We start from the raw sequence: 25,005 nt of genomic DNA, 5'->3' as shown, positions 1-25,005 counted from the left end.
CTGAACTGCTGGACCGGCACCTGCACCACCTGCCACCAACCCCTACCCAGCAGACCCACACCAAGATCAAGACAGACCTAACGGAGTCCTACTAGCCGACCGAGCAGCGAAGGGCGCCGCACACGGTGGCCGTCAGTCGGGCGCCGGCGCGTCGGTGTGCAGCCGTGCCCCCTGCCGCAGCAGTTCCTTCTGGACGAGGGACGCGGGTACGTCCCTCGGGGTGCGCCCGCGGTGAACGGACAGCGCCGCGCACACCCCGGCCGCCTGGCCGGTCGCCATCGCGATGGGCATCACCCGGTACGAGGAGTGGGCCACGTGCGTACCGGAGATGCAGCGCCCGGCCACCAGCAGGTGGTCGGCCCCGCGGGGCAGCAGGCAGCGCAAGGGGATGTCGTAGAAGCGGCCGGTCGGCACCCGCCTGAGGAGGGTGCCGGTGCCCTCCGGGTTGTGGATGTCGACCGGGTAGGCGCCGTGCGCGATCACGTCCGGGAAGGACCGGGCGGCCAGGACGTCGTCACCCGTCAGCTGGTAGTCGCCGAGGATCCGGCGGCTCTCCCGGACACCGATGTGGGCGCCGCTCTGCACGACGTAGGAGTCCTCGAATCCGGGAACGTGCGTGCGCAGGAAGTGGTCGATCTGCTCCAGCTGCCGGCGGGCCGTGTACTCGGCCCGGGTGAGGTCCCACACGCTGGTGCCGAGTGCCCTGGTCAGACGGGTGCAGTTGACACTGACCTCGTGCGGATGCGGGGTGGCGAAGAACAGCACGTCCTCGCGCGGCAGCTCCAGCTCGCCGTCCGCCGTGGCCTGCCGTACGAGGTCCCACAGCCCGTGCACACCGCGCCACTGGTCGGGGTGCGCACGCACGTACTCCGCGAACCTCTCCGGCAGGAACTCGGCGACGCGGAACATCAGCGTCATCGGCTGCACCAGCCCGTCCTCCGGCCGCCCGATCTCGTAGCGAGCCCCGCACGCCACCGCGAGGTCACCGTCGCCCGTGCCGTCCACCACCACGCCCGCGTCGATCACCACCGGCCCCGACTTGGTCTCGAAGACGACCCGCCAGCCGTCGTCCAGGGGCAGCGCGGAGGAGGCGAAGGCGTGGAACAGCATCCGCACGCCCGCCTCGTCCATGAGGTCGAGCAGGACGCGTTTGAAGATCTCCGGGTCGAACGGCACGGTGTACCCGGTCGCGAGGGACGGCGGGACGCAGCCGCCGCGCGCCGCGAGCCGGTCGAGGAGCCGCCACAGGACTCCCGCGACCACCGGTTCGCCCTCGCCGTGGTCGGTGGGCAGCAGCCGGGTGACGTCCCCGGCCTCGGTGAACGCGGCCTGCTTGTGCTCGTTGTGGAACGACATCAGCGGCATGACGAGCGCCACGGTCGCGTTGCCGCCGAGGAAGCCGTAGCGCTCCACCAGCACGACCTCCGCGCCCGCGTCGGCCGCGGCGACCGCGGCGGCGCAGCCGGCGGGCCCGCCGCCCACCACCAGGACGTCGGTACGGCCACCGTGCCGGGCGGGGCGCGGCGGCAGCGTGACCGTGCGGTGCTCCGGGGGCTCTTCCAGGATCGGCATCGGGGTCCTCCGCGCCCTGGACGGTCCGGTCGTGCCCTTGTCGGTACCGGTCCGGGTCCGGTCCACTCACGGGCAGCTCACGCGCTCAGCGGGCGCACCTCTGAGGCGATCGGCGGCGCCTGTTCCACCTGTGGGTGCGCGGCCCCGTCGATGCCGTCGAGCAGGCTCCCACACCGGACGCAGGTCTCCTCGGCGAGCGCGCGCAGCTCACGCACCCGGGCCCGCAGTACCGCGCGGCGCTGCGGATATTCGTCCCAGAGCCGGTCGACCTCCGCCAGCAGCAGTCCGGCCTGCTCGCGTGCCACCCCCACCAGGGCCGGCGCCCCGATGCGGCGCGCGAAGTCGAAGACCTTGCCCGAGTACGGCAGCGGCAGCACCGGCAGCCCGGACAGCGCGGCGAAGATCACGAAGTGCAGACGCATCCCGACGGCCAGGTCCAGGTGGCGCATGAAGCCGAGCAGCTGTCCCGGACTGTAGGCGCCGTGCAGGATCCGCCCCTTGTCCGGGGCCGTCATGTGGGACAGCACCGCGTGGGCGTGCCGCACGTCGTGGCGCTCCATCGGCAGGAACACCACGTGCGCGTCCAGGCGCCGCACGAGGAAGTCGGCGACGTCGGCGAGCAGCGCGTGGTAGTCGCCCTCGTCCAGGTGCTCGGCCGCCCGGCCCGGCTCGCGCACGGACATCCCCACCAGCCGGGCACCCGCCGGTATGCCCTCGTCGCCCAGCATCCGGTCGGTGAACGGCTCCGGGGCCAGCAGCAGCGCGGGATCCGCGGTGACGGCGATGTCCCGCTCGACCCCGACCTCCTCCAGCACGAGCCGGGACTCCTCGTCCCGCACCACGACGTCGTCCATCTCCGCCAGGACCGTGCGCACCGCCTCCCGGTCGTCCGGCTCCCGCAGCGGCCCGGCGCCGACGGCGTAGGCGAACGTGCGCACACCGCGTTCCTGCGCGGCTCGCACCAGCCGCAGATACCGGCGGGCCTCGCCGTCGTAGAGGATGCCGCCGCCGCCCAGCACCAGCAGGTCGAGGCCCGTCAGCGCGTCCAGCACCCGGTTGCGGCTGACGCCCTCCCAGTCCACCACCTCGTCGGCCAAGCGGTGGTGGGCGCGCGTGTGCTCCGCGTTACGGCTGAAGACGACGAGCCGGTCCTGTGGCCGCCGGGCGCGCAGACAGCCCAGTACGCAGGTCAGGATGGACTCGTCGCCCATGTTGAAGCCGCCGTACGAACCGAGGAGGCCGATGCGCCGGCCGGCGGGCGTGCCCGGCGTGCCCGGCGGTGGCTCCGGAGGGACTGTGTTCATCCGTGGGGCTCCCGTCACGTCGGAGTCGGGTCGGTCGGGGGAGTGGACGAGCCGGTCGGGGAAGGGAGAAGCGAGCGCCCGCATCTCAGCGTGGCCCAGGTCGCCCCGGCGGGCGAGCGGGAACGCCTGCCGGCCTGGCGCGCGCACCGCTCCCGATGCCCGGCTGACCGGCCTCCACCTGCGGGAACGCGCGGCGACCGGCGGCGGCGCAGCATGCCCCGGGCGCAGGCGATCCGGTGACCTCGGTGCCAGGCAGGCATGCCCGGCTCCCGTTGCCGTCAGCAGACCGGCGGGCCCGGACCGCGGGGGGCGTCGTGCCGGCACCGAGCGGGTTCGGCCGCGGCACGGGTCACCCGTTCATGGAGGCCCGGCCGTGGTCGTGGGGTGTGCCAGCGCGAGCGTGCCGTCGGACGCCAGGGTGATCCGCACACCGTCGCTGATGCGGTCGAGGGTGGCCCGCAGCCAGGCGCGGTCGGCGTCCGGCGCGGGCTCCAGCCGCATCTTCCGGGACCGCAGGGGCACCATGCGCAGGCCGGTGAGCCGGCCCGTGTCCGCCGCGACCGAGACGAGGTGGGCGAGCCGCAGGTCGTCGCGGAACTCCTCGTACCCGGCGATGCCCTCGTAGTCGTCGATGAAGTCGCCGCAGCCGTGCAGGATCAGCCGGCCGCGGTACACCTCCAGGCGCCGCGGGTGGTGCGAGGAGTGACCGTGGACGACGTCGACACCGCCGTCGACCAGGGCGTGCGCGAAGCGGAGCTGTTCCCGGGGAATCCGGTAGCCCCAGTTGGAACCCCAGTGCACGGACACGACCACGACGTCCCCCGGACGCCTCGCCCGGCCCACGTGCCGGACCACCGCGTCGGCCGTGGCCGGCGACAGGTCGGGGACGTACGCGACGCCCGGCTCGTCCGCGGTCGCCCTCCAGTCCGGCGGAATCCCACTGCACCGCGCGCCGAGCGCGAACACCAGGACACGGCCCCCGCCCGCGACGGGCACGGAGGCGGGCGCGTACGCCGCGTCGGCGTCCCGTCCGGCACCCGCCACGCGCAGGCCCGCGCGGGCCAGCGCGTCGAGCGTCTCCGTCAGACCCGGGCGGCCGAAGTCCAGCACGTGGTTGTTGGCCAGGACGCACACGTCGGGCCGGGCCACCGCCAGCGCGGGCAGGTTCTCCGGGTGCATCCGGTAGTGCACGGCCTTGCCGTAGGCGAACGCGTCACGCCGGGTCACCGACGTCTCCAGGTTCACGATCCGGACGTCCGGGGCGGCCTCCTGAAGCACCCGCAGCGCCTCACCCCACGGCCAGGAGGGGTCCACGGGGGCGGGGATCGGGCCGCTCGCCGACTCCGCGAGCCGGACGTACTCCCGGGCGTCCGCGACGTAGTCCTCCCGCAGGGCCGGATCACCGGGGTGCGCGAGGATCTGGTCGACACCGCGCCCGAGCATCACATCGCCGCACAGGAACAGCGTCACCACGCCGCCGCCCATGTCCCCACAGTAAGGCGACACGGAGTGGTCCGCCCCTGTTCGTCCCGGTATTCGGTGGTACGGAGGTGCCCGGCACGGGTACTGCGGAGGGCACGTGAGGGGACGCCGGCGACGCGTGCAGCGGGAGGTCCCGATGAAAACGGCCGCGCGAGGACTGGCGGAGGAACTGGTCGAGGAACGCCCCTGCCGCTTCCGTATCGAACGCAGGGAGCCGATGCGGGTGCCCGGGGTGGTGTTCGCCTCCCGGGACCTGCTGGGTGACGCCGCGCAGTCGCTGGAGCAGGTCGTCAACGTGGCGACCCTGCCGGGCATCGTCGGCGCCTCGTACGCCATGCCGGACATCCACTGGGGCTACGGCTTCCCCATCGGCGGTGTGGCCGCCACCGACGTGGACCAGGGCGGTGTCGTCTCGCCCGGCGGCGTCGGCTTCGACATCTCCTGCGGGGTCCGGCTGCTGGCCGCCGACACCGACCGCGCGACACTGGAGCGCGCACTGCCCGCGGTCATGGACGGCCTGGACCGGGCGATCCCGCGCGGCGCGGGACCCGGGGGCGTGTGGCGTCCGGTGGGCCACCGGCAGCTGGAGCGGATCCTGGAGGACGGTTCCCGGTACGCCGTCGCCGAGGGGTACGGCGAGGAACGCGACCTGACGCGCTGCGAGGACGGCGGCGCGGTCGCCGACGCCGACCTGACCCAGGTCGGCGGCCGGGCCCGCGAGCGGGGCGCGGGGCAGGTGGGCAGCCTCGGGTCCGCCAACCACTTCCTGGAGGTGCAGCGGGTCGCCGAGGTCTACGACGAGCGGGCCGCCGCCGCGTTCGGACTCGCCCCCGACCAGGTGTGCGTGATGATCCACTGCGGCTCGCGCGGCCTCGGCCACCAGATCTGCACCGACCACGTCAAGGCGATGGACCGCGCCATGGCCCGGTACGGCATCACCGTGCCCGACCGGCAGCTGGCCTGCACCCCGGTCGACTCACCGCAGGGGCGGGCCTACCTGGGCGCGATGGCGGCGGCCGCCAACTACGCCCGCGCGAACCGCCAGCTGCTTGCCGACGCGGCGCGCCGGGTCTTCCGCCGTGCCGCGGGCGCCCGGCTGTCCCTCGTGTACGACGTGTCCCACAACCTCGCCAAGATCGAGACGCACGCGGTCGACGGGACGCGGCGCCGGTTGTGCGTGCACCGCAAGGGCGCCACCCGCGCCTTCCCGCCCGGCCACCCGGACCTGCCGGATGACGTGCGCGCGTACGGGCAGCCCGTGCTGATCCCCGGCACCATGGGCACGGCCTCGTACGTGCTCACCGGTGTGCCCGGCGGCGACGCCTTCTTCTCGACCTGCCACGGCGCGGGCCGCGTCCTGAGCCGCCACCGGGCCGCACGCACCGTCCGCGGCCGGGACCTGGGGGCCCGGCTGGAGCGGGACGGCATCGCGGTACGGCCACGGTCCTGGCGCGGCCTGTCCGAGGAGGCCCCGGAGGCGTACAAGGACGTGAGCGCGGTGGTGGCGGCCAGCGAACGGGCCGGGCTGTGCCGCACCGTGGCGCGACTGGTCCCGCTCGGCGTGGTCAAGGGCTGAGCGGCTGCTGGGCGGCCGTACCGGCGGTCGTCATTCTCACGTGTCGGTCGTCGCGTGTCGGTCGTCGCGTGTCGGTTCTCGTGCGTCGGTCGTCGCGTGTCGGTTCTCGTGCGTCGGTTCTCGTGCGTCGGTCGTCGTGCGTCGGTCGTCGCGTGTCGGTTCTCGCGCGTCGGTCGTCACGCCTCGGTCCTCACGCCTCGCTCGTCGCGCGTAGGCCGTCACGCGTCGATCGTCACCGCGCACGACCAGCCGTACGGACCGGGCCCGATGCGCAGCTCGTGCCAGGAGACGGCCTTCGGGGCGGCACCGGTGACCTCCACCGCCGCCAGCTCGGCCACCGCCAGCCGCACGTCGAGGCCGTCGCCGGGTTCGTCGGCCGTGTCCACCTCCACGTCCACGGGCACCCTGCCGTGCACCTCCAGCCGGAAGAGGACCTCGTCCAGCAGTGTGGCCAGCAGGTCGTCGTCGCTGTCCTCGGCCAGCCGGACGCGCTCCACGGCGGTGGGGCGCACCGCCGAGACGTCGGCGAAGCACTCGACCATGCCCAGCACCGCCTCCGCCAGACAGCGCTCCCGGCTGGCTCCCCAGGCCTCGACGCGGATGTCGGCGGTGTGCGGCACCGCGCGATGGCCGTCGACGCCTTCCCGCCGAGCCTGTACGTCGTCGTCCGGATCACCGACCATCATCGTCCCCGGTCCCTTCGTCATGGCGCACTGCGGTGGTCTCACGCGTCCTGCCGGGTCCCCGCGGTCTGCGGTGACGGGGGTGGGCGGATCCACCCCGTGCCAGGACCAGGCCGAGGCCCAGGCAGAACAGGAGGGCCAGCGCCAGACCCGAGCAGAAGATCGCGAGGGAGTTCAGGGTGGCGATGTCCTGGTCGAACACCGACACGGTGTACTCGGGGCCGCCGGACAGGTTGTAGGCGATCACCAGGCCGGTGAAGGCGCCCGTGGCCGCGAGGAGGAGCAGTCCGAGGTACAGCATCCGGGTCATCTCCTCAGGAGGGGTGCGTGAACGGCGAGTACCCAGAAACCCGCACCTGTGTCCGGACGCCCGGCCGGAGCGCACAGAGAGGCGCCCCGGTGGTGCGGGGACGGCTTGGCGCGGCAGCGGGCGACTCCCACCGGTCCCCGGCGAACGCCGCCCCGGTCGCCAGCCGAAACTCCGGTGAACCTGCACATCGTTCACCGACGGGTCCTACGGAACCTGAACAGTTGTCACCAGCGCGTCGGCGCTCCATGGGTTTGGCGTGGAAGTGTCCGCTCTGGGGCAGTCGGCGACGCCCGGGTGCGTGCAGCGGGACGGCAGGCCCTGTGAAGGAGTCGGTCGCGTCGGTCATCGCGCTGTCACACCGGTGAAGCCCCCCTGCTCACCTGGTCCCGCCTGAGCCTCGGGAGGCTGGCCGGTCCTCCTGCCGACGTGTTTGGATCCTCCGCATGGCCCACCTCGCCGGACTGGTTCCCGATACGGGACCGGGGGCGGCCTCCGCCATTCAGAAGTGCTCATTCGAAGGGAACAGCCCGTCATGAACCTCACCCCCCAGGTTGAAACCGCCGAGATGTCCGACGCCGCTCTGGACAACGTCTCCGGCGGTCTCGCGGCCGGCGCCTCCGGCGGTCTCTCCCTGGAGACGCCGCTCGCGGACGTCTGCGCCGACCTCCTGGCCGTCGCCTCCCCCGAGGGCCTCACGGCGGGCGGCGGCGTCCACGCCTCCGCTCTCTGAGCGAAGCCCGTCCACTTCGGCCCCCGGGATCGGGAAGATCCCGGGGGCCGAAGGCATGTCATGGACAGGCCGCCATGCCGGCGGGTGCGGTGCGGGCGGGACCGGGCCGGCCGCCGTAGGCACGAAGCCCCAGGCCCCCGCCGGGGGAGGAGGGCCCCTGGGGCAGGTGCCGACGCGGTGGCTCTCCCGCCCGGCGTGCTGTTCAGCCGGTCGTGACCGGCCGGAGCCGCCGCGCCTTCACGCGGCGTACGGGCGCCGCCGGGTCGGCCACGGTGCCGGCTGTCTGGGCCCGGAACTCCCGGTGCCTGCTGGTGTCCAGCTTCTCGGCGACCCGGGCCAGGGCCCTGTCTCCGGGGCGGACCGCGATGTGGAAGTGCGACGCCTTCGCCGGTTTCAGGTCGCCACCCCAAGCGACCGTGCCCTCGCAGTCGACGAGGATGTCCCTCACGATCGCCTCATGATGCGGCCACAGCCGCTCGCTGCCCGCCAGGGGATAGGCGCTGGGGTGAAGGGCGATGGCGGTGCCGGAGAGGTAGTTCGACTCGAAGGCGGCGCCGACGGTACGGCGGGTGGTGTGGGCGGTGATGCCACCGCCCTCTCCCGTGTCGATGTCGGCGATCTCGTAGTGCCAGCGGCGCGCGATGTGCAGGAGGATCACGGCGGCGTCACCCTTGTGCAGGGACACGGACCGGGTGGTCCCTGCAACGTGGTGGACCGCGACGGCGACGGGGTCGATCCGCCAGCCGTTGGAGGAGGACTTGCGGGTCCACTCGGCCGGGCCCGTGGGGTCGTCGGCGGCGTTCGCGGCGGCTGGGAGCACGGTGCCCTGCGCGACGACCAGAACCCCGGCGCCCGCGGCGGCGTGCAGAAGACTGCGTCTGGAGATCATGGGGGATTCCTCACTCACCGGTCACGAGGGCGGACACGCCGGGGTCGCTGCCCAGGCGCCATATGTTGTGGTCAAGTCCCCAGCCCGGCTGGAAGTCGTACTCCTTGATCTGGTTGAACGACCAGTTCTCCGGCAGCGGGAAGCCGAGGTTCCCCGAGAACCCCCAGGACATGCCCGAGACGAACGACCAGGTCGCCCCGCCCTCCCTGGAGATGCGGATGCACACGTTCCGGGAGCCGTAGACGCCGAAGGTGTACCGGCTTCCCTGGTCGGCGAGGCCGTCCCGGACGCCCTTGAAGTACGGCAGCACGTGGCTGTCGATCTCCTCGTCCGTGGCGTCGTAGTCGATCGCGAAGTAGATGCAGGTGCGGGGGCCGATGCGATGCTCGACGGCCTTCTGGTGGGCCTTGCCTCCCTGGTCCCGTCCCTTGTCGTAGGTGAAGTTCTCAAGCTGCGTGCCGTTGTACTGGAAGATCGGGAAGAACCGCAGGCCGGCGTTGAGGATCGTCTGCGGCTCACCCGGCTTGAGCGCCTTGCCCAGGTAGTACGGGTCGCCCGGGCTGAGATGCTCGTCGAGGAACCGGCCGACGATCTCGTAGCCGTTCGCCTTGAGCAGCCGGCCGCGTTCCGCGGTGATCTCGGTGATGCCGTCGCAGCCGGCCGCGTCCCGCGAGGTGTCGCCGGACGACACGAGGAGCTGGGCCCACGTCGTGTAGTCATTGTGGCCCGTGACGGGAATCTGAGAGAAACGCTGGAAGTTCTGTACCCACCCCAGATGGGTGCCGGTCTGAGTGTCGATACCGATATCCGCCGCCAGATACTTTGTCGCACCTTGCGGTGTATAGGTGGGTGAGTTGAAGTAGCACGCGGCGCGGAAGAGATAGCGCAGGTCGCCGGTGAGAGTGGTGGAGCCCTTGCCCTTCAGAGCGGCTTGGGTGCCGGGTCCGAAGTACCCGTTGATGGAGCTGAGGGCGATGCCGGTCTCGTACTGGATGGCCATCATCAGACCCTGCTGGACATCGCGCGAGTAGACACCGTCACAGGGCACGAGGCCCATCGCGGGAATGCCGACGCTTGCGACATAACGGGAGTTGAGCCGCTGCTGGATGGTGCGGATGACATCGTCCCCGCCCTGCACCTTGCGGAACTGGTCCATGCGCATCAAGGCTCTGACGACGTGCGGCCACAGGGCCCGGCGCTGTCCCGGATCGGCGTACTGCAGGCCCATGTCACCGTAGAGCTGGGCGAGGGCGTCCTCGGAGTCCCCCGTCCAGTCGCCGAGGTCCGTCGACGCCCAGTAGCCCTTGGCCCACAGTGCGCCGTTGTAGATCCTGATCAGGTTCTTGTTGCCGTCCTCGCCCGGGAGCAGCCCGCGGTTCTTGACGGCGTTGAAGGTCCCCGGGCCGAAGTTCTGAACGGTTGGCGATATGCCGAGTTCGTGCTGGAGTCCCTGCGTGAGCGACAGCACCGTGGGCCAACCGGTGTACCCGGTCTCCGAGCAGATGACGTATCCAGCCGCCGTGTCGTAGGTCTCATTGACCCATTTCTGCGTCCGGTACACGTAGATGTCGGCCGGGCCCCGCCACGGTGCCGAAGGGTCGATCGTCGATCCCGGCCGCGCGTACATGTGAAGGTTTCCGGGGCAGTCCGTGTCCCACCCGAAGGAGTGCGGAAGGATTTTCCCGCCGGCGGGCCGTGTGCTGAGGCGTCGCAGATGCTGGATGAGGTCCCTGATCGAGCGCAGCATGGCCTCGCTGGCCAGGTTGCCCGAGCGCATCAATCCCAGGATCGAGTAGAACCCCTCGTTGCGGCCCACTTCCTCGTCGCCGTACTCGACTGTTCCGGCGCCGTTGGCCTCACCTCGCTCGTACCCACGCCCCATGTAGATGTGGCCGTGCGGGCAGACGACGAAGTTGTAGGCGATGTCGTCGAATTCGCCCGTGGTGTGAAGCCAGTAGACCTCGGCGATTTCCTCGCGGCATTTCTCTTCCGTCACCAGGTGGCTGGTGTCCCCCGAACCGAGGTAGTGAATGAATACCCCCAGTTTGCCCGACCAGGGGTCGGTGTCGTTCGGGACGGGGTCTCCCGAGGCATGTGCTCTCGAGATGAAGGGTACGTACTGCCCCCAGGTGGCACGCGTGTTGATCGTGACGGACATCGTTCCTCGTCTCGCGGCGGTTGGTCAGTCCTACGCTTGCTGTGCGGAACGGACGCGTCAGTCCCGGCAGTGCGGCACGCCGTCAATCCAGTTGCTCTGGTTCTTGATGTAGTAGCTGGCCATCCAGCCGCGTGTGCCGTTCTCGGTCATGACCCACACCCAGTACGGGTTGCCGCCGACGGTCAGACCGCCCTCCTGCTGGCAGTACACCCACACCACCTTGGGCGCGCTCACCGTCGCCACGATCCGGTCGCAGTAGTACGGCCCCGGGTACAGCTGGCACCACTCGCCGCCGTCGCGGACATTGACGCCCGTGGCCCAAACGCCGTAGTGGTCGATGCCATGCCCGTCCGCCTGTGCGGTGCCCGGCGCGGCAAACAGGGCCGCGGCCGTCAGGACCGCGGTACCGGCGACGGTGGCAAGTCTCCTGAGGACAGCGGTTGTCCGGCCGCGGGCGGACGTGGGCAGGGCGGAGCCCGGCTTCAACATGGTGATTCCCTTCAGTGACGAGCAATGCGGGAGGCCCGCCTGCTGGACGCCGCACACGCTTCGGCGCCGATGCGGGACCTTGGACGCACATGCGGCGGCTCGCCCCTGACGGATGTCAGGGTTGAGCGGGCGACTCCCGGGGCCACGATGGTGAAGCCCCGGGGGTACCCCCGTGTGCGCATCGAAAAGGACGCGGCACACACGTGCACCTCATGTGGTCGCCCTCAGGGTGTCCCGAGTCCCGGCCGCCCGGCATCCACTTTCGGTCTCGTCCGAAGTACCCTGGCGCGGCAGGACCTCGTTGGCTCCGTCACCGCCGTGAGCCGCACGAGCGAGTGTGGGCGATGACAGCCGGTCACAACAGGGGGTTCCGTCCGTGCTGCACATCCACTTCTCCGCGGAGGATCTGAGTCGTGTCCGGCTCGCCGCGGAGCCCGATCCCGCCTGGGAGCTGCTGCTGAGCCTTCACGCCCTCGGCGGTTCACCGGACCACATCGTCTTCGGCCGCTGGCGGGCCGAGGCGCTGGCGGCGCTCGACCCCACGACCCGCCCGCTGCTCCAACTCGCCCCGCCGCGCGGATATTCGCCCGACTTCCTCACCCCGTCCACAGCGGCCGGATCAACCGACGTGGAGTCCGTCGTGGAGGCCGTGATGAGCACCGGTCGCACCCGGCTGCGCAGCGAACTCAAGCTGCTGGCCGCCCAGGGCGCCACGCCGCCGTGGATGCGCGGGCTGGCCGAGGGCGACGCGGAGACCATGCGTCGGCTCGGCGCCGCGCTGAACCGCTACCACCAGCGGGTTCTGTCCCGGACCTGGCACCGCATCCGTGCCGTGATCGATGCCGAACAGGCCTCACGCGTACGCGACCTCATCGGCGGCGGCGCCGAGCGGCTGCTGAGCAACATCCATCCCATGGTCCGCTGGGAGCCCCCGGTACTGAAAGTGGAGTACCCGGTACGCCAGGACGTGCATCTGAACGGGCGCGGCCTGCTGCTGATCCCTTCGTATTTCTGCTGGCGCATGCCGATCACACTGCGGGACGGGGGGCTGCACCCCGTGCTGGTCTACCCCGCGAACCGCGGCCTCCAGAGCCTCACCGAGGATCCCGCCGAGCCGAAGCGGGCTGCCGTGGCCCGCCTGCTGGGCCGTACGCGCGCCGCCGTCCTGGAGGAGATCGCGGCGTCCGGCGGCACGACGGGCGGAGACATCGCACGGCGGCTGGGCATGTCCGCCGCGTCGGCGAGCGAGCACACCACCGTCCTGCGCAAGGCCGGGCTGGTCGTAAGCCGGCGCGAGGCCAACATGGTGTGGCACACGCCAACTCCGATCGGCCGGGCCCTCGTCGAGGGGCACGGCCACTAGGAGCGTATTGGGTTGTGATCAAGGGGTGGCTCGTGTGAGGTCCTTGATGCAGATCATCGAGGCGCGAAGGTGGAGACCGGCGAGGCAGCTCCCCGGGGTCTTGTCGTAGGGAGTCGCGATGCCTCGCCATGCCTTCATCGTGGTGATCACGCGTTCGACGGTCTTCCGTTCCTTGTGGAGCTCGGTGTCGTGGCTGACGGGCCTGCCACCCCTGCTGCCCTTCTCCTTCCGGTTGGCGGTCTGGTCCTTCTTCTCCGGGATCACCGCATTGACGCGGCGTTTACGCAGGTAGGCGCGGTGAACTGGGGGCTGTCCGCCGCCTGGCCCGCGGTCAGGAGGAGGGCCAGGGGGCGGCACTTCCGGTCGGCGGCGAGGTGGACCTTACCGGTGGACGTCCGTCCGTCATCACTGAGGACGTGCTGACTGTGGCCAAGGCTCGTAAGGCCAAGGGGGAGAGCTCGCTGCCATTGCCAAGGCTCTCGGAGTCTCCCGCGCCACGCTCTACCGGCACCTTGGCTGAACGGCTCACAGAGCCTCACACGACCCCTGCCGACTGGTGGGGGTCCTCTGCTGTCCCCAGGTAATCCAGTACCGCCGTGGGCCCACAAACACCCATACTCGGACACGTGTTCCTGACGATCTCGACTACTGGCGACGAGCAGCACCCGGCCACTGACCTGGGCTTCCTCCTCCATAAGCACCCTGACAACCCGTTCTCAGCCAAGCTGTCCTACGGCACGGCCCACGTCCTCTACCCCGAGGCGAGCGCCGAGCGCTGTACGGCCGCGCTGCTGCTGGAGGTGGATGCCGTGGCGCTGGTCCGGCGCGGCAAGGGCAAGGGCCGTGGCGGCGCGCCCGACGCGGCCCTCGCGCAGTACGTGAACGACCGCCCGTACGCGGCGTCCTCCCTGCTCGCCGTCGCGCTGAGCGCCGTGTTCTCCAGCGCGATGAAGGGCGCCTGCCACGCCCGGCCCGAACTCCCGGGTGCGGTACGCCCGTTGCGCATCGAGATACCCGCGCTGCCCGCCCGCGGCGGCCCTGATCTGGTACGGGGGCTGTTCGAGCCGCTCGGCTGGACGGTGACCGTGGACGCCGTGCCGCTGGACACCGAGTTCCCCGAGTGGGGCGACTCGCGCTACGTCCGCCTGGTACTGGAGTCGCAGGCCCGAACCCTGGCCGAGGCCCTGCGCCACCTGTACGTCCTCCTGCCGGTCCTCGACGACGCCAAGCACTACTGGGTGACCTCCGACGAGGTGGACAAGCTGCTGCGGGCCGGTGAGGGCTGGCTGCCCGACCACCCCGAGCACAAGCTGATCACCAGCCGCTACCTCTCCCGCCGCTGGTCGCTGACGCGCCAGGCCATGGAGGCCCTTGAGCTCGTACGGCTGGCCGAGGCGGACGACAGCGAGGTCGAGGAGATCGACAACGCGGTCGAGGCGGAGAGCGAGACGGAGGAGAAGCCGACTCCGCTGGCCGTGCAGCGCAGGGACGCGATCATCGGGGCACTGCGGGCCGCGGGGGCCGGGCGCGTGCTCGATCTCGGCTGCGGACAGGGCCAGTTGGTGCAGGCGCTGCTCAAGGACCCGCGGTTCACCGAGATCGTCGGCGTCGACGTCTCGGTGCGGGCCCTGACCATCGCCTCGCGACGGCTGAGGCTGGACCGCATGGGGGAGCGGCAGGCCTCGCGCGTCCGGCTCTTCCAGGGCTCGCTCGCGTACACCGACAAGCGGCTGAAGGGCTACGACGCCGCCGTGCTGAGCGAGGTCATCGAGCACCTCGACCTGCCGCGGCTGCCCGCCCTTGAGTACGCGGTGTTCGGCTCCGCCCGGCCCCGCACCGTGCTCGTCACGACGCCCAACGTCGAGTACAACGTCCGCTGGGAGAGCCTCCCCGCCGGGCACGTCCGGCACGGCGACCACCGCTTCGAGTGGACGCGCGCCGAGTTCCGGGCGTGGGCGGAGGCGGTGGCCGAACGGCACGGGTACCGCGTGGAGTTCGTGCCCGTCGGCCCCGACGACCCCGAGGTGGGGCCGCCCACCCAGATGGCCGTGTTCACCATGAGCGCGGCCACGGACACGACCAAGAACACGACCACGAACACGACCACGGCAAGCACCACGAACGAGAAGGAGGTGAAGGCGGCATGACCGAGACCCAGACCAAGGCGGGTTCCGCGCAGGGGCGCACCCTGCCCGTCACCGACCTCTCCCTCGTGGTGCTGATCGGCGCGTCCGGCTCCGGCAAGTCGACCTTCGCCCGCAGGCACTTCAAGCCGACCGAGGTGATCTCGTCGGACTTCTGCCGCGGTCTCGTCTCCGACGACGAGAACGACCAGAGCGCCACCCGGGACGCCTTCGAGGTGCTGCACTACATCGCGGGCAAGCGGCTCGCGGCCGGCCGCCGCACGGTCGTCGACGCGACGAGCGTGCAGCAGGAGAGCCGCCGTCAGCTGATCGACCTCGCCAAGAAGTACGACGTGCTGCCCATCGCGATCGTCCTCGACGTGCCGGAGGAGGTCTGCGCGGAGCGCAACGCGGCCCGCACCGACCGCGCGGACATGCCGCGGCGCGTGATCCAGCGCCACACCCGCGAACTGCGCCGCTCCCTCAGGCACCTGGAGCGCGAGGGCTTCCGCAAGGTGCACGTCCTGCGGGGAGCGGAGGCGGTGGAGAACGCGACCGTCGTCACCGAGAAGCGCTTCAACGACCTCACCCACCTCACCGGTCCGTTCGACATCATCGGCGACATCCACGGCTGCTCCTCCGAACTGGAGGCGCTGCTGGGCAAGTTGGGCTATGTGGACGGCGCGCACCCGGACGGCCGTACGGCGGTCTTCGTCGGCGACCTCGTCGACCGCGGCCCGGACACCCCGGGCGTACTGCGCCGCGTGATGTCCATGGTCGAGTCCGGCACGGCGCTCTGCGTCCCCGGAAACCACGAGAACAAGCTGGGCCGCTGGCTGAAGGGCCGCAAGGTCCAGCACACCCACGGACTGGCCGAGACCATCGAGCAACTGGAGAAGGAGGACGACGCGTTCCGCGCCCGGGTGCGGGAGTTCGTGGACGGCCTGGTCAGCCACTACGTCCTCGACGGCGGCCGGCTCGTCGTCTGCCACGCGGGCCTGCCCGAGAAGTACCACGGCCGCACGTCCGGCCGGGTGCGCTCGCACGCCCTGTACGGCGACACGACCGGCGAGACCGACGAGTTCGGCCTGCCGGTGCGCTACCCGTGGGCGGAGGACTACCGGGGCCGCGCGGCGGTGGTGTACGGCCACACGCCGGTTCCGCAGGCCACCTGGCTCAACAACACCATCTGCCTCGACACGGGCGCGGTCTTCGGCGGCAGGCTGACCGCGCTGCGCTGGCCGGAGCGGGAGCTCGTCGACGTACCGGCCGAGCGCGTCTGGTACGAGCCGGCGAAGCCGCTCGCCACCGAGGCACCTGGCGGCCACGAGGGACGGCCGCTGGACCTGGCGGACGTGCACGGGCGCAGGACCGTGGAGACCCGGTACGCGGGGCGGATCACGGTCCGCGAGGAGAACGCGGCGGCGGCCCTGGAGGTCATGAGCCGTTTCGCGGTCGACCCGCGCCTGCTCCCGTACCTGCCCCCGACCATGGCACCCACGGCCACCTCCCACATCGAGGGCTACTTGGAGCACCCCGCTGAGGCCTTCGCGCAGTACGAGGCGGACGGGGTCGCGCGGGTCGTGTGCGAGGAGAAGCACATGGGTTCGCGGGCGGTGGCGCTGGTGTGCCGGGACGCGGCGGTGGCACGCGACCGCTTCGGCGTGGCCGAGGGCCCGACGGGCTCGCTCTACACGCGCACCGGGCGCCCCTTCTTCGACGACGGGTCGGTTACGGAGGAGATCCTCCGGCGGGTGCGGGAGGCGGCGTCCGCGGCCGGCCTCTGGGACGAGCTGGAGACGGACTGGCTGCTGCTCGACGCCGAGCTGATGCCGTGGTCGCTGAAGGCGTCCGGGTTGCTGCGGGCGCAGTACGCGGCGGTCGGCGCGGCCTCCGGGGCGGTGTTCCCCGGTGCGCTGGCCGCGCTGGAGGGTGCGGCGGCGCGGGGCGTGGACGTGGGCGACCTGCTCACGAAGCAGCGCGAGCGCGCCGCGGACGCGGCGGCGTTCACCGACGCCTACCGGCGGTACTGCTGGACGACGGACGGCCTGGAGGGCGTGCGGCTGGCGCCCTTCCAGATCCTCGCGGTCCAGGGCCGCAGCCTCGCGGCCCTGCCGCACGCGGAGCAACTGGCGTTGCTCGACCGCCTGGTCGAGCACGACGGCAGTGGCCTGCTGCAGACGACCCGGCGTCTGTTCGTCGACACCGGGGACGCGGAGTCCGTGCGGGCCGGGGTCGACTGGTGGCTGGAGATGACCGGTCGGGGAGGCGAGGGCATGGTGGTCAAGCCTGCCGGTGCGGTGGTGCGTGACTCCCAGGGGCGTCTGGTGCAGCCGGGGATCAAGTGCCGTGGCCGTGAGTACCTGCGCATCATCTACGGCCCTGAGTACACCCGTCCCGACAACCTCGCCCGCCTGCGGCACCGCTTCCTGGGCCACAAGCGGTCCCTGGCGATCCGTGAGTACGCCCTGGGGCTGGAGGCCCTGGACCGGCTGGCGGAGGGGGAGCCGTTGTGGCGGGTGCATGAGGCGGTGTTCGGGGTGCTGGCGCTGGAGTCGGAGCCGGTGGACCCTCGGCTGTGAGGGGTGATCGCCCCCGCCGCCCTACCCGTCCCATCCTGTCCCTGGGGGCTGCGTCCCCAGACCCCCGCTTGTCGGCCTTCGGCCTCGTCCTCAAACGCCGGACGGGCTGGATGTGCCTGTCCTCGGCTGAAAACCCGAGCCCCGGCCCGCATAATCCAGCCCCTCCGGCGTTTGAGGAGCGGGGGTCCGGGGGCTGGCCCCCGAAACGGAGCCCTGCAAGGAGCGGCCGGGGGCGCGCCCCCGGGGGTCCGGGGGCGCAGCCCCTTGGCCGGGGTCCAGGGGGCGCAGCTCCCTTGGCGGGGGTGAGGGGGCAGCGCCCCTGGCGAAGGGACGGGTAGGGGCGGCGGGGGCGAGAACGGTCCCGCCCGGCATCCCGCGGGTGAACACCCGCCCGAATGGTCAGGATGGAGGCATGGGATTCCACGTCGACTCCGAGGCCGGGCGGCTCCGCCGCGTCATCCTGCACCGGCCGGACCTCGAGCTCAAAAGGCTCACCCCCAGCAACAAGGACGCCCTGCTCTTCGACGACGTGCTGTGGGTGCGCCGGGCGCGCGCGGAGCACGACGGGTTCGCGGACGTGCTCCGTGACCGCGGGGTCATCGTCCACCTCTTCGGCGACCTGCTCACCGACGTCCTGCGCATCCCGGAAGCCCGCGCGCTGGTGCTGGACCGGGTCTTCGACGAGAAGGAGTACGGGCCGCTCGCCACGGACCACCTCCGGGCGGCCTTCGACTCCCTGCCCACGCCCGAACTGGCCGAGGCCCTGATCGGCGGGATGACCAAGCGGGAGTTCCTGGACGCGCACGAGGAGCCGGCCTCCGTGCGCTTCCACGTCATGGAACTCGACGACTTCCTGCTCGGCCCGCTCCCCAACCACCTCTTCACCCGCGACACCTCCGCCTGGATCTACGACGGGGTCTCCATCAACGCCATGCGCTGGCCCGCCCGCCAGCGCGAGACCGTGCACTTCGAGGCGATCTACCGGTACCACCCCCTCTTCCGGGGTGAGGCGTTCCACGTCTGGTCGGAGGGGCAGGCCGACTACCCGTCCACCATCGAGGGCGGCGACGTCCTCGTCATCGGCAACGGAGCGGTACTCATCGGCATGAGCGAGCGGACCACCCCCCAGGCCGTCGAGATGCTCGCGCACAAACTGTTCGCGGCCGGCTCGGCGCAGACGATCGTGGCGCTCGACATGCCCAAGCGGCGCGCGCTCATGCACCTCGACACCGTGATGACCATGGTCGACGGCGACGTCTTCACCCAGTACGCGGGGCTCGGCATGCTGCGCTCGTACACGATCGAACCGGGCGTCGGTGACAAGGAGCTCAAGGTCACGGACCATCCGCCGGAGCACATGCACCGGGCGATCGCCGCCGCGCTCGGGCTGAGCGAGATCCGGGTGTTGACCGCCACGCAGGACGTGCACGCGGCGGAGCGGGAGCAGTGGGACGACGGCTGCAATGTGCTCGCGGTGGAGCCGGGGGTGGTCGTGGCGTACGAGCGGAACGCGACGACGAACACGCACTTGAGGAAGCAGGGGATCGAGGTGATCGAGATTCCCGGGAGCGAGCTGGGGCGGGGGCGGGGCGGTCCCCGGTGTATGAGCTGCCCTGTGGAGAGAGGGGCGGTGGGTGGCTGAGGGGGCGGGGACGTGCCCTGTATAGAAATGTGGCTCATCGTATAGACTTCCAAAGCCTTAGCCTGCCCCAGCGGCCTGTTACCCCTACCCAGGAGCCCCCATGGCGACCGTCCCGACCGCCCTCGCCGGCCGACACTTCCTCAAGGAGCTGGACTTCACCGAGGAGGAGTTCCGCGGGCTGCTCGCGCTGGCCGCCGAGCTCAAGGCGGCCAAGAAGGCCGGGACCGAGGTGCAGTACCTGCGGGGGCGGAACATCGCGCTGATCTTCGAGAAGACCTCGACGCGCACCCGCTGCGCGTTCGAGGTCGCGGCGGCGGACCAGGGGGCGTCGACGACGTACCTCGACCCCTCCGGCTCGCAGATCGGCCACAAGGAGTCCGTGCGGGACACCGCCCGGGTGCTCGGCCGGATGTTCGACGCCATCGAGTTCCGTGGCGACAGTCAGGCCGCCGTGGAGGAGCTGGCCGCCTACGCCGGTGTGCCCGTCTACAACGGCCTCACCGACGACTGGCACCCCACCCAGATGCTCGCCGACGTGCTGACGATGACCGAGCACTGCGACAAGCCGCTGACCGGGATCGCGTTCGCCTACCTCGGCGACGCCCGCTTCAACATGGGCAACTCCTACCTGGTCACCGGGGCACTCCTCGGCATGGACGTCCGGATCGTCGCCCCCAAGGACTACTGGCCCGCCGAGGACGTCGTCACCGACGCCCGCAAGCTCGCGCAGGTGAGTGGCGCCCGCATCACGCTCACCGAGGACGTCGCCGAGGGTGTCCGGGGCGCGGACTTCGTGGCCACCGATGTGTGGGTCTCCATGGGGGAGCCCAAGGAGGTGTGGGACGAGCGGATCGGCGCGCTCGCGCCGTACGCCGTGACCATGGACGTGCTCCGCGCGACCGGCAAGCCCGACGTCAAGTTCCTCCACTGCCTCCCCGCCTTCCACGACCTCGGCACCAAGGTCGGCCGTGAGATCCACGAGACGCACGGTCTGGAGTCGCTGGAGGTCACGGACGAGGTCTTCGAGTCGTCCCACTCGGTCGTCTTCGACGAGGCGGAGAACCGCCTGCACACCATCAAGGCGATCCTGGTGGCGACGCTCGCCCGGTAGACGCTCGCCCGACAGCGACGTACGGCGTTCAGGCAGGCCGCACGGTCACGTCATACGGGCCGTCGCTGCGGCGGCACCACCGGCAGCCGGAACCACACCGCCTTGCCCGACTCGGTGGGCCGGTGGCCGCAGGACGAGCTGAGGGCGCGGATGAGCAGCAGTCCGCGCCCGTGCTCCTGCCAGGGGTCGGGCTCGGTGTCGTGCGGGTGGGTGAGATCGCCCGGCGGTGCCGGGTCCGGATCGTGCACCTCGACCTGGCAGCCGGTCGGCAGCAGCGCCACGACCAGCTCTATCGGCCCGTTCCCCGCCGTGTGCTCCACCGCGTTCGCTACCAGCTCCGCGGTCAGCAGCTCCGCGGTGTCACAGTCGGCCGCGTACTCCAGCTCGGCCAGCGCCGTGCGGACGAGCGCGCGGGCGACGGGCACGGCCGCGACGGTGTGCGGCAGCGCGATGCGCCAGGAGGCGGGGACCGGGGGCTCGTGCAAGGTGGTTCCGTTCATGGAGCAGGCAGTCCTGCTTTCAGCTGGATGCATGGTACGGCGCGCCTCGGCAGCGTCCCTCGGCGGGCGCCGTACGGAGCCGTCGGCCCCGTTGCCGGGCGGCTTACCCACGTCAACGCCCCGGCTCGCCCGAGCACGCCCGCCGTTACCGGCCTGTCGAGGACCCGTGACCGAGTGACGGCCGGCCATCACATCGCGACAGTGATCAGGGGAGGGCGGGGTCGACGGCGACGGCGTACACAGGCGTACCGGCCTATCGCGCCATCATGACGACAGTCACGTTTCAGTGATAGCTTCGAGGAGTAGGCCCGTTCCCGTCGGAGGAGGCCGCCCCTCATGAGTCCGTTCACCGGCTCCGTCGCCCGCACCTCCGACTGGCACCATCTGCGGTGCACGGTCGCCGACGGCGTCGCCACGATCACCCTCGCCCGCCCCGAGAAGCTCAACGCGCTCACCTTCGGCGCCTACGCCGACCTGCGCGACCTGCTCGCCGAGCTGTCCCGCGAGAAGTCGGTGCGCGCCCTGGTGCTGGCCGGGGAGGGACGGGGCTTCTGCTCCGGCGGTGACGTCGACGAGATCATCGGTGCGACCCTGACCATGGACACGGCCCAGCTCCTCGACTTCAACCGCATGACCGGGCAGGTCGTCCGGGCCGTACGGGAGTGCCCGTTCCCGGTGATCGCCGCCCTGCACGGGGTGGCCGCGGGCGCCGGGGCCGTGCTGGCGCTGGCCGCCGACTTCCGGGTGGCGGACCCCTCGGCCCGGTTCGCCTTCCTGTTCACCCGCGTGGGGCTGTCCGGCGGTGACATGGGCGCCGCGTACCTGCTGCCCCGCGTCGTCGGACTCGGGCACGCGACCCGGCTGCTGATGCTCGGCGAGCCGGTGCGGGCGGCCGAGGCCGAACGGATCGGGCTGATCAGCGAGCTCACGGAGGAGGGCGGCGCCGACGAGGCCGCCCACGCCCTGGCCCGCCGCCTGGCCGAGGGCCCGGCACTCGCCCACGCCCAGACCAAGGCCCTGCTCACCGCCGAACTCGACATGCCCCTCGCCGCCGCCATCGAGCTGGACGCCTCGACCCAGGCGCTCCTCATGAACGGCGAGGACTACGCCGAGTTCCACGCCGCGTTCACCGAGAAGAGGCCGCCGAAGTGGCGGGGGAGGTGACGGCGTGAGGGTCGCCATCATCGGTGGCGGCCCCGGAGGGCTCTACGCCGCGGCTCTGCTGAAACGCCTCGACCCGACCCGTGAGATCACCGTCTGGGAGCGCAACGCGCCCGACGACACCTTCGGCTTCGGCGTCGTCCTCTCCGACGAGACGCTCGGCGGGATCGAGCACGCCGACCCGGCCGTCCACGAGGCGCTGCGGGCCGAGTTCGTGCGCTGGGACGACATCGACATCGTCCACCGGGGCGTACGGCACACCTCCGGCGGCCACGGCTTCGCCGCCCTCGGCCGCAGGCGGCTCCTGCGGATCCTGCACGAGCGCTGCCGCTCGCTCGGCGTCGCACTCCGCTTCCACTCCGAGGCGCCCCACCCGACCCGGCTGGCGGCGACGTACGACCTGGTCATCGCCGCCGACGGCGTCCACAGCGCCACCCGCGAGGCGTACGCGGAGGCCTTCCGGCCCGCCGTGACCGAGCACCGCTGCCGCTACATCTGGCTCGCCGCCGACTTCGCCTTCGACGCCTTCCGCTTCGAGATCGCCGAGACCGAGCACGGCGTCATGCAACTCCACGGCTATCCGTACGCCCGCCCGTCTCCCGACCACCACCCCCCGACGGGGTCCTCCGGGCCACAGAACCCATTCGGTGCGTCGACCGTCATCGTCGAGATGCGCGAGGAGGTGTGGCGCGCGGCCGGGTTCGCGGGGGCGGACGAGCAGGAGTCCACCGAGCGGTGCGCGAAGATCTTCGCGGACGCGCTCGACGGCCGGCCGCTCAGGTCCAACAAGTCGGCCTGGACCACCTTCCGCACGGTCGTCAACGAGCACTGGTCGCACGGGAACATCGTCCTGCTGGGCGACGCCGCGCACACCGCGCACTTCTCCATCGGCTCCGGCACCAAGCTCGCCGTCGAGGACGCCCTCGCCCTCGCCGCCTGCCTGCGGGAGCAGCCCACCCTGGCCGACGCCCTCACCGCCTACGAGGCCGAGCGGCGTCCCGTCGTCGCCTCGACCCAGCGCGCGGCGCGAGCCAGCCTGGAGTGGTTCGAGAACCTCGCACTCCACCTCGACCAGCCCTCCCGCCAGTTCGCCTTCAACCTCCTCACCCGCAGCCGCCGCGTCACCCACGACAACCTCCGGCTGCGCGATCCCCGCTTCACCGAGAGCGTGGAGCGCGCCTTCGGCTGCCCTCCGGGCACACCCCCGATGTTCACCCCGTTCCGGCTGCGCGGCCTCACTCTGCGCAACCGCGTCGTCGTCTCCCCCATGGACATGTACTCGGCGGTGGACGGCGTCCCCGGCGACTTCCACCTCGTCCACCTCGGCGCCCGCGCCCTCGGCGGGGCCGGCCTGGTCATGACCGAGATGGTGTGCGTGAGCCCCGAGGGGCGGATCACCCCGGGCTGCGCGGGACTGTGGACGCCCCGGCAGGCCGAGGCCTGGCGCCGGATCGTACGGTTCGTGCACGCGCAGGCGCCGGGCACCGCCATCGGCGTCCAGCTCGGCCACTCGGGCCGCAAGGGCTCCACCAAGCTGATGTGGGAGGGCATCGACGAGCCCCTGGAGGACGGCAACTGGCCGCTCGTGGCGGCGTCCCCGCTCCCGTACCGCCCGGACAGCCAGACCCCGCGTGAACTGACGCGAGCCCAACTCGCCGACATGCGCGAGCAGTTCGCCTCAGCGGCCTGGCGTGCCGCACGCTGCGGCTTCGACCTGCTCGAACTCCACTGCGCCCACGGCTATCTGCTCTCCGGGTTCCTCTCCCCGCTGACCAACCGCCGCACCGACCGCTACGGCGGTTCCCTCGAACGCAGGCTCTGCTTCCCGCTGGAGGTGTTCGACGCGATGCGGTCGGTGTGGCCGGAGGAGCGGCCCATGACCGTCCGTATCTCCGCCACCGACTGGGCCGACGGCGGCACCACCGCCGAGGACGCCGTGGAGATCGCGCGCGCCTTCGCCGCGCACGGCGCCGACGCCGTAGACGTCTCCACTGGGCAGGTGGTCGCGGACGAGCAGCCCGAATACGGCCGCTCGTACCAGACGCCGTTCGCCGACCGCATCCGTCACGAGGTGGGCGTCCCGGTGATCGCCGTGGGCGCGATCTCCTCCTGGGACGACGTCAACTCCCTGATCCTCGCAGGGCGTACGGACCTGTGCGCCCTGGCCCGCCCGCACCTGTACGACCCGCACTGGACGCTCCACGCCGCCGCCGAGCAGGGGTACCAGGGCCCGGGGGTGAGCTGGCCGGCCCCCTACCGGGCGGGGAGCAGGCCCCCGCGCACCGGACGCACGGATGCCGCCAAACCCCGGCTGACGCTGGGGAGTTGAGGGCACCAAGGGGACCGCGTGAGGGTCTATGCCAGCTCGGCCATCCCGGCCGTCAGCGTCGCCCCGTCCGCCGGGTCGACGAGGATGAACGCCCCCGTGCGGCGTACGTCGGCGTAGTCGTCGAGCGCCAGCGGCTCGGCCGTGCGCAGGGTGATCCGGCCCAGGTCGTTCGCGGACAGCTCGCCGGCGCCGCCCAGGTCCCTCACGATCGCCTTCACCGTGCGGGTGGTGTGCCGGACCAGCACGCGGTCGCCCACCCGCAGCGGCCGTTCGGCCAGATGGCAGACGGCGGCGCGCACGTCCCGCGTCAGTGTGGGCGCGTCGGTGTCCGCGGTGATCATGTCGCCGCGCGCGAGGTCCCGCTGGTCGGCCAGGCGCACGCTGATCGACTGCGGCGCGTACGCCACCTCCGCGTCGGTCCCGAGCACGTCGATGCCGGTGATCCGCGAGGTCTCGCCCGACGGCTGGAGCGTCACCCGGTCGCCGACCCGCAGCGAGCCGGACACCAACTGGCCCGCGTAGTACCGGTCCTCGCCGTGCCGGATCACGTACTGGACGGGGAAGCGCGCCGGGGCGTCGGCGTTCTCGGCACCCACCGGGACGTTCTCCAGGAACTCCAGCAGCGCGGGGCCCGCGTACCAGTCCATCCGGGCGGAGCGCTCGACCACGTTGTCACCGACGAGCGCCGACACCGGGATCGGGGTGAAGCCCGGCAGGCCCAACTCCTCGGCGTGGCCCGCGAAGTCCTGGACGATGCGGTCGAACTCCTGCTCCTCGTAGTCGACGAGGTCCATCTTGTTCACGGCCAGGACCACGTGCGGGACCCGCAGCAGCGCGGCGATCGCGGCGTGGCGGCGGGTCTGCTCGACGACACCGTTGCGCGCGTCGACCAGGATGATCGCCAGTTCGGCGGTGGAGGCACCCGTCACCATGTTGCGGGTGTACTGCACGTGGCCGGGTGTGTCGGCGAGGATGAACCGGCGCCTGGGTGTGGCGAAGTA

20 protein-coding genes and 2 pseudogenes are annotated in these 25,005 nt (G+C 71.6%); 10 read left to right on the top strand and 12 right to left on the bottom strand.

The window, feature by feature from the left end:
- Nucleotides 1–132: 132 nt before the first annotated feature.
- From ACZ49J_RS45150 to ACZ49J_RS45140, 3 genes are all read right to left on the bottom strand, one after another.
- On the bottom strand, nucleotides 133–1,572 hold the full coding sequence (locus ACZ49J_RS45150; RefSeq protein ID WP_467457658.1) for an FAD-dependent oxidoreductase: 1,440 nt from the start codon (nucleotides 1,570–1,572) through the stop codon (nucleotides 133–135).
- 77 nt (nucleotides 1,573–1,649) lie between these two features.
- Nucleotides 1,650–2,876: a polysaccharide pyruvyl transferase family protein gene (locus ACZ49J_RS45145; protein WP_467457660.1), complete on the bottom strand. Its 1,227-nt coding sequence runs from the start codon at nucleotides 2,874–2,876 to the stop codon at nucleotides 1,650–1,652.
- Between the two features lie 357 nt (nucleotides 2,877–3,233).
- A complete protein-coding gene (locus ACZ49J_RS45140) occupies nucleotides 3,234–4,361 on the bottom strand; it encodes a CapA family protein (protein WP_467457662.1) in 1,128 nt (375 codons plus the stop codon).
- 133 nt (nucleotides 4,362–4,494) lie between these two features.
- Here ACZ49J_RS45140 and ACZ49J_RS45135 point away from each other — a divergent pair, with 133 nt between their 5' ends.
- The gene (locus ACZ49J_RS45135; RefSeq protein ID WP_467457663.1) at nucleotides 4,495–5,934 is read left to right on the top strand and encodes an RtcB family protein; all 1,440 of its coding nucleotides are present in this window, start codon (nucleotides 4,495–4,497) and stop codon (nucleotides 5,932–5,934) included.
- A gap of 218 nt (nucleotides 5,935–6,152) precedes the next feature.
- Here the strand turns inward: ACZ49J_RS45135 and ACZ49J_RS45130 are convergent, their stop codons facing one another.
- Together ACZ49J_RS45130 and ACZ49J_RS45125 are read right to left on the bottom strand one after the other, a co-directional pair.
- Nucleotides 6,153–6,617: an archease gene (locus ACZ49J_RS45130; protein WP_467457684.1), complete on the bottom strand. Its 465-nt coding sequence runs from the start codon at nucleotides 6,615–6,617 to the stop codon at nucleotides 6,153–6,155.
- Nucleotides 6,607–6,918 (bottom strand): hypothetical protein, encoded by a 312-nt coding sequence (locus tag ACZ49J_RS45125; protein WP_468352417.1) that lies wholly within the window; start codon nucleotides 6,916–6,918, stop codon nucleotides 6,607–6,609. The genes ACZ49J_RS45130 and ACZ49J_RS45125 overlap by 11 nt, the downstream gene beginning before the upstream one ends.
- 541 nt (nucleotides 6,919–7,459) lie before the next feature.
- Between ACZ49J_RS45125 and ACZ49J_RS45120 the strand changes: the two genes are divergently transcribed.
- Nucleotides 7,460–7,657 carry a hypothetical protein gene (locus ACZ49J_RS45120; RefSeq protein ID WP_467457665.1) on the top strand — a complete coding sequence of 66 codons (198 nt, stop codon included), beginning with the start codon at nucleotides 7,460–7,462 and terminating at the stop codon, nucleotides 7,655–7,657.
- Between the two features lie 202 nt (nucleotides 7,658–7,859).
- On the opposite strand, the gene ACZ49J_RS45115 is transcribed toward ACZ49J_RS45120, so the two are convergent.
- From ACZ49J_RS45115 to ACZ49J_RS45105, 3 genes are read right to left on the bottom strand one after another with little or no spacing between them, the layout of a single operon-like run.
- The gene (locus ACZ49J_RS45115) at nucleotides 7,860–8,546 is read right to left on the bottom strand and encodes a hypothetical protein (RefSeq protein ID WP_467457666.1); all 687 of its coding nucleotides are present in this window, start codon (nucleotides 8,544–8,546) and stop codon (nucleotides 7,860–7,862) included.
- Nucleotides 8,547–8,556: 10 nt separating this feature from the next.
- Nucleotides 8,557–10,704 carry a glycoside hydrolase domain-containing protein gene (locus tag ACZ49J_RS45110; RefSeq protein ID WP_467457668.1) on the bottom strand — a complete coding sequence of 716 codons (2,148 nt, stop codon included), beginning with the start codon at nucleotides 10,702–10,704 and terminating at the stop codon, nucleotides 8,557–8,559.
- 57 nt (nucleotides 10,705–10,761) lie between these two features.
- Nucleotides 10,762–11,193, bottom strand: coding sequence for a hypothetical protein (locus ACZ49J_RS45105; RefSeq protein WP_467457670.1), 432 nt, complete (start codon nucleotides 11,191–11,193; stop codon nucleotides 10,762–10,764).
- A 376-nt stretch (nucleotides 11,194–11,569) separates the two neighbouring features.
- On the opposite strand from ACZ49J_RS45105, the gene ACZ49J_RS45100 reads away from it, so the two are divergent.
- Nucleotides 11,570–12,556, top strand: a complete 987-nt coding sequence (locus ACZ49J_RS45100) for an ArsR/SmtB family transcription factor (RefSeq protein ID WP_467457672.1) — start codon at nucleotides 11,570–11,572, stop codon at nucleotides 12,554–12,556.
- A gap of 18 nt (nucleotides 12,557–12,574) precedes the next feature.
- Here ACZ49J_RS45100 and ACZ49J_RS45095 read toward each other — a convergent pair.
- A pseudogene (locus ACZ49J_RS45095) lies at nucleotides 12,575–12,853 on the bottom strand (IS5/IS1182 family transposase); the annotation flags it as partial.
- 2 nt (nucleotides 12,854–12,855) lie between these two features.
- Nucleotides 12,856–12,945, bottom strand: a pseudogene (locus ACZ49J_RS45090) (IS5 family transposase); the annotation flags it as partial.
- Between the two features lie 77 nt (nucleotides 12,946–13,022).
- Here ACZ49J_RS45090 and ACZ49J_RS45085 point away from each other — a divergent pair.
- The 5 genes from ACZ49J_RS45085 to argF all read left to right on the top strand — a co-directional run bounded on the left by ACZ49J_RS45085 (nucleotide 13,023) and on the right by argF (nucleotide 20,014).
- On the top strand, nucleotides 13,023–13,076 hold the full coding sequence (locus tag ACZ49J_RS45085; protein ID WP_467457685.1) for a hypothetical protein: 54 nt from the start codon (nucleotides 13,023–13,025) through the stop codon (nucleotides 13,074–13,076).
- 106 nt (nucleotides 13,077–13,182) lie between these two features.
- A complete protein-coding gene (locus ACZ49J_RS45080) occupies nucleotides 13,183–14,703 on the top strand; it encodes a 3' terminal RNA ribose 2'-O-methyltransferase Hen1 (RefSeq protein WP_467457673.1) in 1,521 nt (506 codons plus the stop codon).
- Nucleotides 14,700–17,261 carry a polynucleotide kinase-phosphatase gene (locus ACZ49J_RS45075; RefSeq protein WP_467457675.1) on the top strand — a complete coding sequence of 854 codons (2,562 nt, stop codon included), beginning with the start codon at nucleotides 14,700–14,702 and terminating at the stop codon, nucleotides 17,259–17,261. Before ACZ49J_RS45080 ends, ACZ49J_RS45075 begins: the two co-directional genes overlap by 4 nt.
- Before the next feature lie 412 nt (nucleotides 17,262–17,673).
- Nucleotides 17,674–18,903: an arginine deiminase gene (locus ACZ49J_RS45070; protein ID WP_467457676.1), complete on the top strand. Its 1,230-nt coding sequence runs from the start codon at nucleotides 17,674–17,676 to the stop codon at nucleotides 18,901–18,903.
- A gap of 100 nt (nucleotides 18,904–19,003) precedes the next feature.
- Nucleotides 19,004–20,014, top strand: a complete 1,011-nt coding sequence (argF, locus tag ACZ49J_RS45065; RefSeq protein WP_467457678.1) for an ornithine carbamoyltransferase — start codon at nucleotides 19,004–19,006, stop codon at nucleotides 20,012–20,014.
- 50 nt (nucleotides 20,015–20,064) lie between these two features.
- Here the strand turns inward: argF and ACZ49J_RS45060 are convergent, their stop codons facing one another.
- On the bottom strand, nucleotides 20,065–20,514 hold the full coding sequence (locus tag ACZ49J_RS45060; protein WP_467457679.1) for an ATP-binding protein: 450 nt from the start codon (nucleotides 20,512–20,514) through the stop codon (nucleotides 20,065–20,067).
- Nucleotides 20,515–20,850: 336 nt separating this feature from the next.
- On the opposite strand from ACZ49J_RS45060, the gene ACZ49J_RS45055 reads away from it, so the two are divergent.
- Entirely contained in the window at nucleotides 20,851–21,678 is an 828-nt protein-coding gene (locus tag ACZ49J_RS45055) for an enoyl-CoA hydratase family protein (protein WP_467457680.1), read from the top strand.
- Nucleotides 21,679–21,682: 4 nt separating this feature from the next.
- On the top strand, nucleotides 21,683–24,004 hold the full coding sequence (locus ACZ49J_RS45050; RefSeq protein WP_467457682.1) for a bifunctional salicylyl-CoA 5-hydroxylase/oxidoreductase: 2,322 nt from the start codon (nucleotides 21,683–21,685) through the stop codon (nucleotides 24,002–24,004).
- Nucleotides 24,005–24,030: 26 nt separating this feature from the next.
- On the opposite strand, the gene ACZ49J_RS45045 is transcribed toward ACZ49J_RS45050, so the two are convergent.
- The coding region (locus ACZ49J_RS45045) for a sulfate adenylyltransferase subunit 1 (RefSeq protein WP_467457683.1) at nucleotides 24,031–25,005 on the bottom strand (975 nt) is incomplete at its 5' end.

Source organism: Streptomyces sp. NPDC030840 (assembly GCF_055572015.1).
Note: the sequence above shows the minus strand (reverse complement) of the source record. Positions and strands in the feature narration are given on the sequence as shown.